We start from the raw sequence: 16,481 nt of genomic DNA, 5'->3' as shown, positions 1-16,481 counted from the left end.
GAGCCGGGAAGGCAAACTATGGGCACCGAAGCGGGTGGCACGGGGACCGATGTGGGCGCGCCTTCGGAGGGCCCGAGCGTCGGCCGCACCGCGCGCGTGCCCAAGTACTACCGCCTGAAGCGGCACTTGCTCGACATGACGGAGACGCTGCCGCCCGGCACCCCCGTCCCCCCGGAGCGCACGCTCGCCGCCGAGTTCGACACCTCCCGCACGACGGTGCGCCAGGCCCTGCAGGAGCTGGTCGTCGAGGGGCGCCTCGAGCGCATCCAGGGCAAGGGCACGTTCGTCGCCAAGCCGAAGGTGTCGCAGGCCCTCCAACTCACCTCGTACACCGAGGACATGAGGGCCCAGGGCCTTGAGCCCACCTCCCAGCTCCTCGACATCGGGTACATCACCGCGGACGACACCCTCGCGGGCCTGCTCGACATCAGCGCGGGCGGCCGGGTGCTCCGCATCGAGCGCCTCCGGCTCGCGAACGGCGAGGCCATGGCGATCGAGACGACCCATTTGTCCGCGAAGCGCTTCCCGGCGCTGCGCCGCTCCCTGGTCAAGTACACCTCGCTCTACACCGCACTCGCCGAGGTGTACGACGTGCATCTCGCCGAGGCCGAGGAGACCATCGAGACCTCGCTCGCGACCCCGCGCGAGGCCGGCCTGCTCGGCACCGACGTCGGCCTGCCGATGCTGCTCCTCTCCCGCCACTCGCTGGACGGGGACGGCCAGCCGGTGGAGTGGGTGCGCTCCGTCTACCGCGGCGACCGGTACAAGTTCGTCGCCCGCCTCAAGCGCCCCACGGACTGAGCCCGACCGGGATCCTCCCCGTACGGCCGGGGGGTCTGGCGCGGATCACCGCGCTGTTCTACGTTCCTCCCGTCATCGCATGATGAGCGGGAGGACGCCCCGGTGCGCAGAGCAACTCCTCGATCCATCGTCATCTGGTCCCTCGTCGCGCTGATCGGCGCCGCGAGCTGGACCGTCCTGGCACTCGCGCGCGACGAGGAGGTGTCGGCCGCCTGGATGGTGGCGGCGGCGCTCGGCTCGTATGCCATCGCGTATCGCTTTTACTCCAAGTTCATCGCGTACAAGGTCCTCAAGGTCGACAAGTCGCGGGCCACTCCGGCGGAGCGGCTCGACAACGGCATCGACTTCCACCCGACCGACCGGCGGGTGCTGCTCGGCCACCACTTCGCGGCCATCGCGGGCGCGGGACCGCTGGTGGGGCCCGTGCTCGCCGCGCAGATGGGATATCTGCCGGGCACCATCTGGATCATCGTCGGCGTGATCTTCGCGGGCGCCGTGCAGGACATGGTCGTCCTGTTCTTCTCGACGCGGCGCGACGGCAGGTCGCTCGGGCAGATGGCGCGCGAGGAGATCGGTCCCTTCGGCGGGGCCGCCGCACTGCTCGCCACCTTCGCCATCATGATCATCCTGCTCGGGGTGCTCGCGCTGGTCATCGTCAACGCGCTCGCCGAGTCGCCGTGGGGCACCTTCTCCATCGCGATGACCATCCCGATCGCCCTCCTCATGGGCTTCTACCTGCGGGTCCTGCGGCCCGGCCGGGTCAGCGAGGTCTCGCTCATCGGCATCGCGCTGCTGCTGCTCGCGCTCGTCTCGGGGCGCTGGGTCGCCGAGTCGTCCCTCGCGGACACCTTCACGCTGGCGCCCTCGACGCTGGTCGTCTGGCTCGTGGCGTACGGCTTCATCGCCTCGATCCTGCCGGTGTGGATGCTGCTCGCGCCGCGCGACTACCTCTCCACGTTCATGAAGATCGGCACCATCGTGCTGCTCGCGCTCGGTGTCGTGATCGCGCTGCCCACGCTGAAGATGGACCCGGTGACCGACTTCGCCTCGCGCGGCGACGGACCCGTCTTCGCGGGCTCCCTCTTCCCCTTCGTCTTCATCACCATCGCCTGCGGGGCGCTGTCCGGCTTCCACGCGCTGATCTCCTCGGGCACAACGCCGAAGATGATCCAGAAGGAGACGCAGGTCCGGATGATCGGCTACGGCTCCATGCTGATGGAGTCGGCCGTCGCGATCATGGCGCTCGTCGCCGCGTCGATCATCGACCCCGGTCTGTACTTCGCGATGAACGCACCCGCGGGTGTCATCGGCGACACCGTCCAGGAGGCGTCGAAGGCCGTCGCGAGCTTCGGATACTCCATCTCCCCCGCCGACTTGGCGCAGGCGGCCAAGAACGTGGAGGAGTCCTCGCTGCTCTCGCGCACCGGCGGCGCGCCCACGCTCGCGGTCGGTGTCTCGGAGATCTTCTCGAAGGTCACCGGCGGCTCGATGCGGGCCTTCTGGTACCACTTCGCGATCATGTTCGAGGCGCTGTTCATCCTGACCGCGCTCGACGCGGGCACGCGCGTGGGCCGCTTCATGCTGCAGGACATGCTCGGGAACGTGTACAAGCCCTTCAGGAAGGTGAGTTGGAAGCCCGGTCTCGTGCTGACCAGTGCCGCCGTCACCGGCCTGTGGGGCTACTTCCTCTGGGTCGGCGTGCACGAGCCGCTCGGCGGGATCAACCAGCTCTTCCCGATCTTCGGCATCGCCAACCAGCTCCTCGCGGCCGTCGCCCTCGCCGTCTGCACGACGCTGCTCGTGAAGTCCGGGCGCCTCAAGTGGGCCTGGATCACCGGGATTCCGCTCGTCTGGGACGCCACGGTGACGCTCACCGCGAGCTGGCAGAAGGTGTTCTCCAGCGATCCGCGCGTCGGCTTCTTCCAGCAGCGTTCGAACTATCAGGACGCCATCGACGAGGGCAAGATCCTGCCGCCCGCCAAGACCATGGACGACATGCACACCGTCGTCACCAACTCCACGGTGGACGGCGTCCTTTCGGCGGCGCTCGCCCTGCTCGTCGTCGTGGTGATCCTGGACGCGGGGCGGATCTGCGTCCGGCACGTCCGCAACCCCGAGGCCTCCCGGCTGAGCGAAGCGCCGTACGTGGAGTCGAAGCTGACGGCGCCCGCCGGGCTCTTCCCGACCAAGGAGGAGAAGCAGGAGGCCCAGAGGAAGCGGGAGCTCACGCCATGACCTGGCTGCTGCGGGGGCTGCGCTGGATGCGGTGGTACGTCCGCGAGCTGACCGACGAGTCGGCGTACGACCGCTACGTGGCACATATTCGCAGGGAGCATCCGGCGGCAACTGTCCCCAGCCGCCGCGTATTTGAACGGATGCGGACGGAACGTGAGGAGTCGGACCCCAGACAGGGGTTCCGCTGCTGCTGAGCAGGCAACTCCTCCTGTCCGTTATCCGGACAGGGGTTCCAAACCGCGAGACTGTGGCTTAGATTTCCCGCACGTTAAGCATGGGATAAGTGAGGGAACGGAGCCGCGATATGTCAGATGCGCCTGAAGTGAACAGACCGGTGGTCACGCCGGTCCGTGTGGTCATCGCAGCCTGCCTTGTCGCACCCTTCGTGGCAATGCTCTGGGTGAGTTCGTACGCGAAGATCGAACCGACCTTCATAGGCATCCCGTTCTTCTACTGGTACCAGATGCTGTGGGTGCTCATCTCGACGGCGCTCACGATGATCGCCTACAAGCTGTGGCAGCGTGACCAGCGCGCCCGCAAGGAAGGCGCGAAGTCATGAACGACGGCGTCAACGGCGTCGCGCTCGGCGTCTTCATCTTCTTCTTCGTCGCGGTCACCGTCATGGGCTTCCTCGCCGCCCGCTGGCGCAAGGCCGAGAACGACCAGAGCCTGGACGAATGGGGCCTGGGCGGACGGTCGTTCGGCACCTGGGTCACCTGGTTCCTGCTCGGCGGCGACCTCTACACCGCGTACACCTTCGTCGCCGTCCCCGCGGCGATCTACGCGGCCGGAGCGGCCGGCTTCTTCGCCGTGCCGTACACGATCCTCGTCTACCCGCTGATCTTCACCTTCCTGCCGCGCCTGTGGTCGGTCTCGCACAAGCACGGCTATGTGACCACCTCCGACTTCGTGCGCGGGCGCTTCGGCTCCAAGGGGCTCTCCCTGGCGGTCGCGGTCACCGGCATCCTCGCCACGATGCCGTACATCGCGCTCCAACTGGTCGGCATCCAGGCCGTCCTGGACGTGATGGGCATCGGCGGCGGCCCCGACACCAACTGGTTCATCAAGGACCTTCCGCTCCTGATCGCGTTCGCGGTGCTCGCCGCGTACACGTACTCGTCGGGTCTGCGCGCGCCCGCCCTGATCGCGTTCGTGAAGGACGGCCTGATCTATCTCGTCATCGCCGTCGCGATCATCTACATCCCGATCGAGCTGGGCGGCTTCGACGACATCTTCGCCAAGGCGGGCGAGGCGTTCGGCGTGGTCAACGAGGACACCGGCAAGCCGCGCGGCGCCCTCGCGCCGCCCGAGGCCGGGCAGTGGACGTACGCGACGCTCGCGCTCGGCTCGGCCCTCGCGCTGTTCATGTACCCGCACTCGATCACCGCGACGCTCTCCTCCAAGAACCGCAACGTGATCCGCCGCAACACCACGATCCTGCCGCTGTACTCGCTGATGCTGGGCCTGCTCGCGCTGCTCGGCTTCATGGCGATCGCGGCCGGGGTCAAGGTCGACAACGGCCAGCTGGCGATCCCGCAGCTCTTCGAGGACATGTTCCCCGACTGGTTCACGGGCGTGGCCTTCGCCGCGATCGGCATCGGCGCGCTCGTGCCCGCCGCCATCATGTCCATCGCGGCCGCGAACCTGTTCACCCGCAACATTTACAAGGACTTCATCAAGCCCGACGCGACGCCCGAGCAGGAGACCAAGATCTCCAAGCTGGTCTCGCTCCTGGTGAAGGTGGGCGCCCTCGTCTTCGTCCTCGGCATGGACAAGACGGTCGCGATCAACTTCCAGCTCCTGGGCGGCATCTGGATCCTGCAGACGATGCCCGCGCTGGTCGGCGGCCTGTTCACCCGGTGGTTCCACCGCTGGGCACTGCTCGCCGGATGGGCGGTCGGCATGGTCTACGGCACACTGGCCGCGTACGGCGTCGCCTCGCCCACGCAGAAGCACTTCGGCGGCTCCTCCGACACCATCCCGGGCATCGGTGAGATCGGCTACATCGGCCTGACCGCGTTCGTCCTGAACGTGATCGTGACGGTGGTCCTGACCTTCGTCCTGAAGGCCCTGAAGGCCCCCGAGGGCGTCGACGAGACCTCTCCCGAGGACTACACCGCGGACGCGGGCGACAAGGGCGTCTCGACCGAGCTGCCCAAGGTCGGAGCGGGCTCCGGCCACTGACCTCGCACCCCGCTCACGGCCGACGAAGGGCCGCCGGAGGATCCGGCGGCCCTTCGTCGTGCGTACGCGAGTTGACGTTTCGGAGCATGCGCCGGGCGGGCGGCCCCTCGCGACCGACACAAGATGTGGGCCTGCTTCAGAAACCCGGCACAAGATGTATGCTCGTGCTCGCTGTCGTCGCAGGGGAATCCGGTGCAAGTCCGGAACTGTCCCGCAACGGTGTATGTGTACGTCTTTGTCGTACCCGCAAGTCCGAGGACCTGCCGACAGTGTGCCCGAGCCGCCCGGCCCGGGCGCCGACCGTCCGGGCCTCGTGGAATGGGCCGGTGGACGCGGTGAGCCGCCCTGCCCGGGTGCGCCCGTGTGTGCCGTTCCCCTCCCCCAGGCCCAGAGCCGAGCGAGGGAGAGCCACGTGACCATCGCGCCTGCCGAACCTGCGTCAGCGAAGACCGCGCCGACCGACGAGGGTACCGACGGGCCAGGGACCGCGCTGCTGCGCACCCTGACCGACCTCACCGCCGACCTCCCCGACGCCGATCCGGGGCGGGTCGCCGCCGCCGCCCTGCGCGGCCGGTCGGCGCGCGCCGACGAGGCCGAGCTGAGGGAGCTCGCCACCGAGGCGGCCGCAGGGCTCATCTCCGAGGACCCCGCGTACTCGAAGCTCGCGGCCCGGCTCCTGTCGATCGGCATCCGCGAGGAGGCGGCGACGCAGGGCGTGCGCTCCTTCACCGACTCCATCGCGGTCGGCCACCGCGAGGGCCTGATCGCCGACCGCACCGCGTCCTTCGTGACCGAGCACGCGGTCCGCCTCGACGCCCTGGTGGACAACGCGCTCGCGGACGGCGCCGACTTCCGCTTCGGCTACTTCGGCCTGCGCACCCTGCACAGCCGCTACCTCCTGCGCCACCCGATCACCCGGCAGGTCATCGAGACCCCGCAGCACTTCATGCTGCGCGTGGCGAGCGGCCTCGCGGAGGACGGCAGCGCCCGCGCCGTGGACGAAGTCGCCGCGCTGTACGGCCTGATGAGCCGCCTGGACTACCTGCCGTCCTCGCCGACGCTGTTCAACTCCGGCACCCGGCACCCGCAGATGTCCTCCTGCTACCTCCTCGACTCCCCGCTGGACGAGCTCGACTCGATCTACGACCGCTACCACCAGGTCGCGCGCCTGTCCAAGCACGCGGGCGGCATCGGACTCTCGTACTCCCGCATCCGCTCCAGAGGTTCGCTGATCCGCGGCACGAACGGGCACTCCAACGGCATCGTGCCGTTCCTGAAGACCCTGGACGCCTCGGTCGCCGCCGTGAACCAGGGCGGGCGCCGCAAGGGCGCCGCCGCGGTCTACCTGGAGACCTGGCACTCCGACATCGAGGAGTTCCTGGAGCTGCGCGACAACACCGGTGAGGACGCGCGCCGCACGCACAACCTCAACCTCGCGCACTGGATCCCCGACGAGTTCATGCGCCGCGTCGCCGCCGACCAGGACTGGTCGCTGTTCTCGCCGGCCGACGTGCCCGAGCTCGTCGACCTGTGGGGCGAGGAGTTCGACGCCGCCTACCGCAGGGCCGAGGCCGCCGGGCTCGCCAAGAAGTCCATGCCGGCCCGTGACCTGTACGGCCGCATGATGCGCACCCTCGCGCAGACCGGCAACGGCTGGATGACCTTCAAGGACGCCGCCAACCGCACCGCCAACCAGACGGCGGAGCCCGGCCACACGGTGCACTCCTCCAACCTCTGCACGGAGATCCTGGAGGTGACGGACGACGGGGAGACGGCCGTCTGCAACCTCGGCTCGGTCAACCTCGGCGCCTTCGTGGTCGACGGGGACATCGACTGGGAGCGGCTCGACGAGACCGTCCGCACCGCGGTGACCTTCCTCGACCGCGTCGTGGACATCAACTTCTACCCGACCGAGCAGGCCGGCCGCTCCAACGCCAAGTGGCGTCCGGTGGGCCTGGGCGCCATGGGTCTGCAGGACGTCTTCTTCCAGCTGAAGCTGCCCTTCGACTCCCCCGAGGCCCGCGCCCTTTCGACGCGCATCGCCGAGCGCATCATGCTCGCCTCGTACGAGGCGTCCGCGGACCTCGCCGAGCGCAACGGCCCGCTGCCCGCCTGGGAGAAGACCCGCACCGCGCGCGGCGTCCTGCACCCCGACCACTACGGCGTCGAGCTGACCTGGCCCGAGCGCTGGGCGGCCCTTCGGGAGCGCATCGCCACCACCGGCATGCGCAACTCCCTGCTCCTCGCCATCGCGCCGACCGCCACCATCGCGTCCATCGCGGGTGTCTACGAGTGCATCGAGCCGCAGGTCTCCAACCTCTTCAAGCGCGAGACGCTGTCCGGCGAGTTCCTCCAGGTCAACTCCTACCTGGTGGAGGAGCTCAAGCGGCTCGGCGTGTGGGACGCGCAGACCCGTGAGGCGCTGCGCGAGTCCAACGGCTCGGTGCAGGGCTTCGGTTGGGTGCCCGAGGAGGTCCGCGCGCTGTACCGCACGGCCTGGGAGATCCCGCAGCGCGGCCTGATCGACATGGCCGCCGCGCGCACGCCGTTCCTCGACCAGGCGCAGTCCCTGAACCTGTTCCTGGAGACGCCGACCATCGGCAAGCTCTCCTCGATGTACGCCTACGCCTGGCAGCAGGGCCTGAAGACCACGTACTACCTGCGCTCGCGCCCGGCGACGCGCATCGCCCGCGCGGCCGGCGGCTCGTCCGCCACCGCCGCCCCCGTCCCCCAGCAGGTGACCGACCCCGACGCCGTCGCCTGCTCCCTGGAAAACCCCGAGTCCTGCGAGGCCTGCCAGTAATGAGCACCACCAGCAACGAAAAGACCGAGGCTTCCGAGAAGACCGCGGCTTCCGAGAAGAACCTGCTCGACCCGGGCTTCGAGCTGACCCTGCGCCCCATGCGGTACCCGGACTTCTACGAGCGCTACCGGGACGCCATCAAGAACACCTGGACCGTCGAGGAGGTCGACCTCCACTCGGACGTCGCCGACCTCGCGAAGCTGTCGCCGGGCGAGCAGCACATGATCGGCCGTCTGGTCGCGTTCTTCGCGACGGGCGACTCGATCGTGGCGAACAACCTCGTCCTCACGCTGTACAAGCACATCAACTCCCCCGAGGCGCGGCTGTACTTGAGCCGTCAGCTCTTCGAGGAGGCCGTGCACGTCCAGTTCTATCTGACGCTGCTCGACACCTACCTGCCCGACCCGGAGGACCGCGCGGCCGCCTTCGCCGCCGTGGAGAACATCCCCTCCATCCGTGAGAAGGCGCAGTTCTGCTTCAAGTGGATGGACCACGTCGAGGAGATCGACCAGCTTCAGACGCAGGCCGACCGCCGTCGCTTCCTGCTGAACCTGATCTGCTTCGCGGCGTGCATCGAGGGCCTGTTCTTCTACGGTGCCTTTGCGTACGTCTACTGGTTCCGCTCGCGCGGTCTGCTGCACGGTCTCGCGACCGGCACCAACTGGGTGTTCCGCGACGAGACGATGCACATGAACTTCGCCTTCGAGGTCGTGGACACCGTCCGCAAGGAGGAGCCCGAGCTCTTCGACGACGCGCTCCAGGTGCAGGTCACGGACATGATCAAGGAGGCCGTCGAGGCGGAGCTCCAGTTCGGCCGTGACCTGTGCGGCGAGGGTCTGCCGGGCATGAACACGGACTCGATGCGCGAGTACCTGCAGTGCGTCGCCGACCAGCGCCTGCAGCGCCTCGGCTTCGCGCCCGTCTACGGCTCGTCGAACCCCTTCTCCTTCATGGAGCTGCAGGGCGTGCAGGAGCTGACCAACTTCTTCGAGCGGCGGCCCTCCGCGTACCAGGTCGCCGTCGAGGGATCGGTCTCCTTCGACGACGAGTTCTAGCCCTGGCGCAGCACTGCCCCGGTGTGCCCGCCCCGTTGAACGGGGGTGGGGCGGGCACACCGTCCGCTCAGCGCGGTTCGGCCCGCAGGACGAGCCGCTTGGGGTGCAGGGTGATGCCGATCCGGGTTCCGGTGTCCGTCTCCCTGATGCGCGCGAGGCGCCATCGGGGGACCACCGTGCCGAGGATCAGGGCGAGTTCTGCCAGGCTGAAGTGGTCGCCCGGGCACTTTCGGTTGCCGACGCTGAACGGCATCATCGCGAACTCGGGTACGTCAGCGGCACGTTCCGGATTCCAGCGGTCCGGGTCGAACTCCAGGTGCCGCTCGAAGGAACGCGGGTCGCGCTGCATCGCGTACACGCTGTAGACGATGTCGGCGCCCGCCGGAATGCGATAGCCGCCCAGATCGGTTTCGGCCACGGACCTGCGCGTGAATATCCAAGCCGCGGGTCGTATACGCATCGCCTCGGTGATGACATTGCGGAGGTGCCGGAGCTCCTTGAGGTCGGCGAATGTGATCGCGCGATCCGGGGCCACGGCATTTACCTCTTCAACCAACCGCCTTTCCTGCTCCGGGTGTTCGGTGAGCAGATGGAACGCCCACGCCAGCGTCGACGCCACATTCTCCGCGCCGGCCACGACGAGGGAAACCACGTGGTCGTGGATCTCCTGGTCGGCTATGGGCTCCCCGGATTCGTCCCTGGCCCGCAGCAATTCCGCGAGCAGGTCGTCCGGTCCTTCCGGGCCGGTCTCGCGGCGCTCCGCGACGATCTCGTCGACCAGCGCGTGCAGATCGGCGAGTGCGCTCTCGAAGCGCCGGTTGGCCGGGGTCGGCACCCGGTACAGCGGGCCGACCGAGAGCACCATCCGGCGGTAGAGCCCCTCGAAGACGGTGTGCAGCGAGTCGGCGATGCGGTCCGCCTTCTCGCCGATCGAGTCGACCTCCAGGAGCGAGCGCGAGACGATCCGCACGGCCGTGCGGAACATCTCCGCGCTGACGTCCACGGTGCTGCCGGGGCGCCAGCGCTCCGCCGTGGCGCGTGCCTCCTGTTCCATCACCTTGGCGTAGTCGGCTATCCGCTCGGGCCTGAACGCGGGCTGCATCATGCGCCGTTGACGCCGGTGCAGCTTGCCGTTGCTGGTCGCGACACCCTTGCCGAGGAGCACTTCGAGGGTGTCCCACAGCGGTCCGCCGACGATGTACTCGGGGCTCTTGAGCATGGCGCCGACGAGCTCCGGGTCGCAGACCACGTACGCCGTTTTGGGCCCCAGCCTGATCCGTACGAGATCCCCATGGTCGCGGAGATCGGCGAGGAACCCGAGCGGGTCCCGCACGAGGTTCCAGGCGTGGCCGAGCAAGGGCACACCGCCGCCGACGACGGGTGGGGTGCGCAGCGGGCCGGGTCCTTGTGCGGCCGACGCGGGTATCGCGGATTCGACGCTCATTCCTCACCTACCAGTTCGTTTTCCGCCAGGACGTCTTCCGATACATACGGGGGAATGGACCTGTCGTCCCAGCTGTCCACCCGATAGCGACCGGATTCATGATGGAACCAGTACACGGAAGAGAACCAATTCCGCATGTTGAAGACGCAGGATTTCACCGCGTCCGACAGTTCCCTGCCCCGCACACTGCCGTCCGCCAATTCCTCGGCGAGCGAAAGCACTTCCGGCTCCGCCTCCAGGAAATCGGTGACGCAGCCAGTGACGCGCCGGTGCACTTCGCACACCGCCTCTTCGAGCCGCATTCCCTCGTGGTGAATGAGGCTGATCCCGAGATTGTGCAGTTCGTCTCCCGCGAGTTCTTTCGGGAGCGAGCACAGGTCGTTGTACCAGGCCGAGAAGTCCTGGGTCGCCAGTGCCGCCCGCCGGTACGCGGGGTCTTTCCTTATGGCGCGCGGCAGTTCGCACCGCGCGGTGGGTTCGAGCAGGTCGATCCACGCCCAGTGCGCGAACGTGAGGCGGCGCAGTTCGATGTACGCCTCGACGGTGGGCACCGTGCCGCAGCGCCGGTTCCTGAACTCCAGGTCGTACGCCTCGATCACCGGGTGGAAGTGCCGGGCGAAGCGGGCGTTCCAGCTGGGGCCCAGGAAGGAGTACAGACGCAGGACACAGTCCGCGAACCCCGCGACCAACGGATCCCTGTGGTGCAGGTACTGCCGGGGGTCGTTGAGGGTGCCGTGCAGGCCTCGGCACAGCCGCCGCCACTGTGCCGCCCTGCCGTGCACCGAGTCCCTGTCGTGCCGGTCGTCCCAGGCGAAGAACCAGCTGCTGAGGTCCGCTATCGCGGTGAGCAACGCGTCCGGGGCGCCAATGTAGTAGCCCGCGACCAGATCGGTGTAGCAGAGGCTGTCCGCGTACCGCTCGACCTTGTCCGGGGGCATGAGCCGCATTTCGCGCAGCCAGGTCCTGGACTTCTCCTGAAGCTTTGGCCAATACGGATGCAGACGGCGAGGAAACGCTGCCTCGATCACCGGAACGGCCAGCGCCGGCGGAACCGATACCACCGGTGTGCGTGGCTGCGTGTGTGGTTGTGTCGGTGAAGTGCTCCCGGAATATGCAGGCACGAACAAACCCCTTTCAGCCGCGTGATGACACACGCCCCTCCCGCCGTGCCGGGCGCGCGCCGTTGCGTATCCCCGCGCTTTCCATTCAGCACCACAACTGACCGTTCAGGGAACAGATTTGCGCCATTCACTACCCCCCAGTGCCGAGAACCTCCCCTTACGTGACTGAATATGGATCACCATCAGCCGGTTCTGCTCGCACACGCGAGCGGCTCACGCCGACGGCCCCTGGTCGGGAAGGAGTTCCCGACCAGGGGCCGCTCGCGTCACGCGGTTCCCACGCCGCTCAGGCGTCGCGTGGGTCAGTCATTCGCCACCACGGGGTAGCGCGGGGTGCCCTCTTCCATCTGGCGCAGTGCGTCCTTGCGCTCCCGCTTGGAGAGGCGGTCGATGTACAGGTAGCCGTACAGGTGGTCCGTCTCGTGCTGCAGGCAGCGCGAGAAGTAGCCCGTTCCGCGCACCTTGATGGGGTTGCCCTTCTCGTCCTGACCGGTCACTTCGGCGTAGTCGGGGCGGGCCAACTCGGCGTAGGCGGTGGGGACGGAGAGGCAGCCCTCGTTCGAGTCGTCGAGGCGGCGGCGCTCGGCGGGCAGGTCCTGCAGCACCGGGTTGCAGACCACGCCGACGTGGCGCACGCCCTCGTCGTCCATGCAGTCGTAGACGAAGACCTTCAGGTCGACGCCGATCTGGTTGGCGGCCAGGCCCACGCCCTGCGCGGTCCGCTGGCTGGCGAACATGTCGTCGACGAGCTTCGCGAGCTCGTCGTCGAAGGCGGTGACGTCCTTGCACTCCTTGTGCAGCACCGGGTTGCCGACGACCGTGATCGGCCGGGACGTGCCGCGCTCGCGGTGCGCCGTCTCCCGCTCCTCGCAGTCCTCCGTGTCGATGACGAAGCCCTCGTCGTCGACGGGGAGTACCCCGCCGGAAGCCTGCTGCTCAGTGTCCTGCGCCATGTCCGCCGTACGCCTTCCTTGGAACCCTCAAGAGTTTGTGCCGGTACAGCCTACGGCGAAGCGTCAGCAGACCTCTTCGAGATCCCGCCAGTCACGGGAGTCCGGGCTGTCCGCGACCCAGCCGTCGAGCAGACCGCGGACCAGTCCCGCCGGCGCCGCGATGCCGCACTCGCGCTCCGGCACCCAGAGCGCTCCGGGGCTGCGGTGGCCGAGCGGGCCCGGGTGGCCCGGCTCGCTGTGGTCGTGCGGGTCGAGGTGCTCGCCGTCGCCCTCGTCGCTGGGCATACGCGACTCGGAGCACATCCGGCAGAGCAGCCGCACGGAGGACGACCAGTCCTCGGCGGCGAAGCCCGCGTCGGCCGCGAGCTGCTCCAGGGCGTCCCGGTCGGCCTCGGTGGCGGCCTCCAGGAGGACCACCCAGGTCGGCACGGGCGAGGGCGCCCAGAGCTCGATCTCGTCGAACACGGGGTACGAGTGCCCGGCCGCCGTCGTCCGCTCGCCGTGCGGGACGCCGTCGTGCAGCACGACCTCACCCCAGCGGCGCCCGGAGGAGGGCAGCGGGATGGACAGGACCTCGATGCGGGCCGGGTCCAGCCGCCGGCCCCACACGACCTCCGCCTCGCCCTCCGGGGAGAGCCGCACGGCGGCGCTGCCGAGCTCCATGCCCGTGGGCTCGCCGGACGCGGCCACACCGCCGGGCACCCGCAGGCCGTACGCCTGCCAGGCGCGGCGGGCCAGCGGCCAGTCCTGCAGGGCGGTCGCCGCGATGCCCACGTTCCACCAGTCGGGGGCGCCGGCCGAGCGGTCCAGGAGCGCCACGGCGCGCAGCCCCGCGGCCCGCGCCTGCTCCCAGTCGTGCCGGAACTTGTGCAGCAGCGCGAGGTTGAACCAGGACTCGGACAGCCAGGGTTCCAGATCCGCCGCGCGCGTGAGCAGTGCCCCCGCGTCCTCGTACCGGCCGTCGCCGATCAGCGTGAACGCGCGGTCGGTCGCCTGCCGCCATGAGGCGGAGGGCCGGTGCCGTCCCTTGCCGAAGATCCTCACGATTCCCGCCTGATTCCCGCCTGCACGTTTTCGGAAAGTTTCTCGGAAGCCATTTGTCGAGAAGGCGCGCCGGGGGTCCGTGCCCCCGTGCACCCTCTTCTTCGCATCCAACCACGTACGGTCGGACGGCCGCTCATTACCCATGGGTTACCCAGCGACGGGCGAGCTATGACCGCCCCTTGCGACCACCCGTGCCAGTGACTCCACGACCTCCGGCTGGTAGTCCGTGCCGGTGGCCAGACGGAGCCTCTCCAGGGCCTTGAGCGGGCCTCCGAGCGCCGCCGAAGGGCCTTCTCCCCGCGCCATCTCGTCGTACGCGTTCGCGGCGCGCACAATACGTGCGGTGAGCGGCTGATCGCGGTACGGGTCGGCTTGACTCTCCACGACGACGGCGACCGCGGAGTCCACCCCGGTCTGCCGTACGACGGCGCCGCCGAGCAGGGCTATCCGGCGCTGTTCCGCCTCGGGCAGCGCCGCGGTGGCGCCCGCGGGGACCGGGTCGACGAGGGAGAGCTGGCCGATGTCGTGCATCAGCGCCGCGTGCTCCAGGACGGTGAGGTCCGGCTCGGAGAGGCCCAGGTCGCGCCCCACGGCCCGGCTCAGGCCCGCCACGCGCAGGGCGTGGCCCTGCGGGGTGTATCCGGCGATCTCGGTGGCCCTGGCCAGCGACGCGATGGTCTGCCGGTAGGTCGCCCGCACCGCCGCGTACCGACCGAAGGAGAGCTGGGTGAGGAGCAGCGGGAGGCTGAACACGGGCAGCGCCCAGAGCCCCGCGACGGCCACGGAGAGCGCCATCACGGCGCCCGTCGCGCACACGGCGGAGCCGATGCCGAGCATGGCCCGCAGCTCGTCGCGCAGCAGCGGCCCGAACGGCCACCGGGTGCGGGCGCGGGCCGTCGCCGCGGCGAGGACGGCGTCGCAGAGGGCGGTCAGGACGAGGACGGTGACGATGACGAGCGCGAAGTAGGGGCCGTGCCCGACCCACTCGCCCAACTTGCCCGAGTTGTACAGGGGTTGGAAGCAGGCCGCCGCGAAGCCGACGGTCAGCACGCGCCGCGCCATGTGGTCCAGGGCGGGCCCGCGGCCGAGCGCCACGTGCGGCACGGCACCGACCAGGGCGGCCGCCACGATCACGGCGATCACCTGCAGGACACCGTGGTGAGTGGCCCGCCCTGCGTTCTCCCCCAGCAGGGCGTAGGCGAGCGCCCCCGCGGCCCCGAGCGGCGCGGGCTCCCGCTCCCGCCCGCTCCCCCACCGTCCGAGCTCCCCGAGCGCGACAAGCACTCCGAAGGCCAGCGCCAGCCGCCCTTCGACGACGCCGTGCCAGAGGGTCCAGGAGAGGGAGATCAGGGCGAGCAGACCGGCGACGCCATGGGTGACCACCGTGGCGCGTACGCCCGTGGACGAGCGGCACGGAAGCGCAGGAACGGAGTCGCTCACCGCGCCGCCGAGCCCCGCGCCGCAGGTGCGGACACCATGGCCCCGGCCCCCACACCCCCCTGCTCCGGCACATCGGACGTAACCCCCGGATGCCACCCCTGCGAAGCAAGGGCCCGCGCCAGCGCCGAGACCATCGCCGGATCGAACTGCGCCCCCGCGCACCGCGACAGCTCCTCCAGCGCCGCGGGCACCGGCCGCGCCCGCCGGTAGGACCGCGTGGACGTCATCGCGTCGAAGGCGTCCGCCACCGCCACCACCCGCGCGCACTCGGGAATCTGCCGCCCCGCGAGCCCGTACGGGTACCCGCTGCCGTCGATCCGCTCGTGGTGGTGCAGGATCGCCGCCCGCGCCTCCCCCAGGAATCCGATGCCGCGCACGATCTCGTGCCCGTACTCGGGGTGCAGTTCGATGACGCGCCGCTCCTCCGGCGTCAAGGGCCCTTCCTTCCTCAACAGCCGTGTCGGCACGCCGAGTTTGCCCACGTCGTGCAGGATCCCGGCGAACCGGAGGACCTCGACCCGCTCGTCGTCCATGCCCAGCTCACGCGCGATCATCACGGACGCGCGGCCGACCCGCTCGCTGTGCCCGCGGGTGTACCTGTCCTTGATGTCGACGGCCTGGACGAGTGCGCGGATGGTGGCCTGGTGGGCGGCGCGCTCGCGGTGGTACTGCGCGAAGAGCCAGCAGGAGACGCCCATCGGGAGCAGCACGAGCAGCGCGGCCGCGGGACCGTACGGACTGGTCCAGAGCACCGCCATCATCAGCCCGGCGAGCCCGTGCACGGCGACGGGCGCGAGGGAGCGCGCGAAGAGGCCCCGCCAGGCGGACCGCACCGGCATACGCTCGGCGGTCGCGAGAACGCCGCCGTCCAGGACGGTGAGTACGCAGGAGAAGGCGAGCACGGCGGCTCCGGCGGGCCCGAGGACGTACGGGAAGTCGGGCGCGGCACAGGCCGCGGGACCACCGAGGACGGCGTACACCCACGCCGACACCCGGGCGGCCAGGGCGAGTTGAGCCGCACGCCAGAGCCTGCGCACCCAGCGGGGGTGCCGGTCGACGCGGGAGAGCAGCGCGCCCGGCACCGCGACGAGGGCGGCGGCCGACGGAGGCAGCAGGAACACCCCGGCGAGCAGCACGGGGAAGAAGGTGCCGAGGCCGCGCGGGGCACGGCGGCCGACGAAGCGGCATCTGGTGATCTGCTCGCACGCGGCGTAGAGCACGGCGAGCAGCGCCACCGCGGGCCACGGGGTGCGCGCCCCGAGCGCGGGCGCGCAACAGACGGCGCCGGCCAGGGCGACGCACAGGATGTAGACGCGGGCCCACGCCGGAAGCGACCGCATGGAGTTTCTCCTCCCCGTTCAGGTCCGGAGACTAGAACGGTGGCCCGGCGGCCAGCGCCCA

The 16,481-nt window shown here is 69.6% G+C and carries 13 protein-coding genes and 1 riboswitch; of the genes, 7 read left to right on the top strand and 6 right to left on the bottom strand.

The genetic code is table 11. The features are described 5' to 3' along the window. Positions 1-18: 18 nt before the first annotated feature. The 7 genes from AB0B50_RS10900 (at position 19) to AB0B50_RS10870 (ending at position 9,078) form a co-directional block, all read left to right on the top strand. The gene (locus AB0B50_RS10900; protein WP_362328596.1) at positions 19-801 is read left to right on the top strand and encodes a GntR family transcriptional regulator; all 783 of its coding nucleotides are present in this window, start codon (positions 19-21) and stop codon (positions 799-801) included. Positions 802-903: 102 nt separating this feature from the next. Beyond that, positions 904-3,036, top strand: a complete 2,133-nt coding sequence (locus AB0B50_RS10895; protein ID WP_362328594.1) for a carbon starvation CstA family protein — start codon at positions 904-906, stop codon at positions 3,034-3,036. Then, positions 3,033-3,230: a YbdD/YjiX family protein gene (locus AB0B50_RS10890; protein WP_362328592.1), complete on the top strand. Its 198-nt coding sequence runs from the start codon at positions 3,033-3,035 to the stop codon at positions 3,228-3,230. Before AB0B50_RS10895 ends, AB0B50_RS10890 begins: the two co-directional genes overlap by 4 nt. Positions 3,231-3,340: 110 nt before the next feature. Continuing rightward, positions 3,341-3,595, top strand: coding sequence for a DUF3311 domain-containing protein (locus tag AB0B50_RS10885; protein ID WP_362328590.1), 255 nt, complete (start codon positions 3,341-3,343; stop codon positions 3,593-3,595). Further along, positions 3,592-5,220 (top strand): monocarboxylate uptake permease MctP, encoded by a 1,629-nt coding sequence (mctP, locus tag AB0B50_RS10880; protein WP_362328588.1) that lies wholly within the window; start codon positions 3,592-3,594, stop codon positions 5,218-5,220. The genes AB0B50_RS10885 and mctP overlap by 4 nt, the downstream gene beginning before the upstream one ends. A gap of 141 nt (positions 5,221-5,361) precedes the next feature. Beyond that, positions 5,362-5,503, top strand: a riboswitch (cobalamin riboswitch). Positions 5,504-5,632: 129 nt separating this feature from the next. Beyond that, positions 5,633-8,023 (top strand): ribonucleoside-diphosphate reductase subunit alpha, encoded by a 2,391-nt coding sequence (locus AB0B50_RS10875; RefSeq protein ID WP_362328586.1) that lies wholly within the window; start codon positions 5,633-5,635, stop codon positions 8,021-8,023. After that, positions 8,023-9,078, top strand: coding sequence for a ribonucleotide-diphosphate reductase subunit beta (locus AB0B50_RS10870; RefSeq protein ID WP_362328584.1), 1,056 nt, complete (start codon positions 8,023-8,025; stop codon positions 9,076-9,078). The genes AB0B50_RS10875 and AB0B50_RS10870 overlap by 1 nt, the downstream gene beginning before the upstream one ends. 67 nt (positions 9,079-9,145) lie before the next feature. Here the strand turns inward: AB0B50_RS10870 and AB0B50_RS10865 are convergent, their stop codons facing one another. The 6 genes from AB0B50_RS10865 to AB0B50_RS10840 form a co-directional block, all read right to left on the bottom strand. After that, positions 9,146-10,522, bottom strand: coding sequence for a cytochrome P450 (locus tag AB0B50_RS10865; protein WP_362328582.1), 1,377 nt, complete (start codon positions 10,520-10,522; stop codon positions 9,146-9,148). Then, positions 10,519-11,649 carry an epi-isozizaene synthase gene (gene cyc1, locus AB0B50_RS10860; protein WP_362329158.1) on the bottom strand — a complete coding sequence of 377 codons (1,131 nt, stop codon included), beginning with the start codon at positions 11,647-11,649 and terminating at the stop codon, positions 10,519-10,521. Before cyc1 ends, AB0B50_RS10865 begins: the two co-directional genes overlap by 4 nt. A gap of 296 nt (positions 11,650-11,945) precedes the next feature. Beyond that, positions 11,946-12,596, bottom strand: a complete 651-nt coding sequence (gene def, locus AB0B50_RS10855) for a peptide deformylase (protein ID WP_362328580.1) — start codon at positions 12,594-12,596, stop codon at positions 11,946-11,948. Positions 12,597-12,659: 63 nt separating this feature from the next. Next, positions 12,660-13,640, bottom strand: coding sequence for a hypothetical protein (locus tag AB0B50_RS10850; RefSeq protein ID WP_362328578.1), 981 nt, complete (start codon positions 13,638-13,640; stop codon positions 12,660-12,662). A 147-nt stretch (positions 13,641-13,787) separates the two neighbouring features. Continuing rightward, positions 13,788-15,023 (bottom strand): HD domain-containing protein, encoded by a 1,236-nt coding sequence (locus tag AB0B50_RS10845; protein WP_362329156.1) that lies wholly within the window; start codon positions 15,021-15,023, stop codon positions 13,788-13,790. A 53-nt stretch (positions 15,024-15,076) separates the two neighbouring features. Beyond that, on the bottom strand, positions 15,077-16,420 hold the full coding sequence (locus AB0B50_RS10840) for an HD domain-containing phosphohydrolase (protein ID WP_362328576.1): 1,344 nt from the start codon (positions 16,418-16,420) through the stop codon (positions 15,077-15,079). Between the last annotated feature and the right edge of the window lie 61 nt (positions 16,421-16,481).

Source organism: Streptomyces sp. NPDC041068, assembly GCF_040647455.1.
Taxonomy (GTDB): Bacteria; Actinomycetota; Actinomycetes; order Streptomycetales; family Streptomycetaceae; genus Streptomyces.
This window is presented reverse-complemented; position numbering and strand designations above follow the sequence as displayed.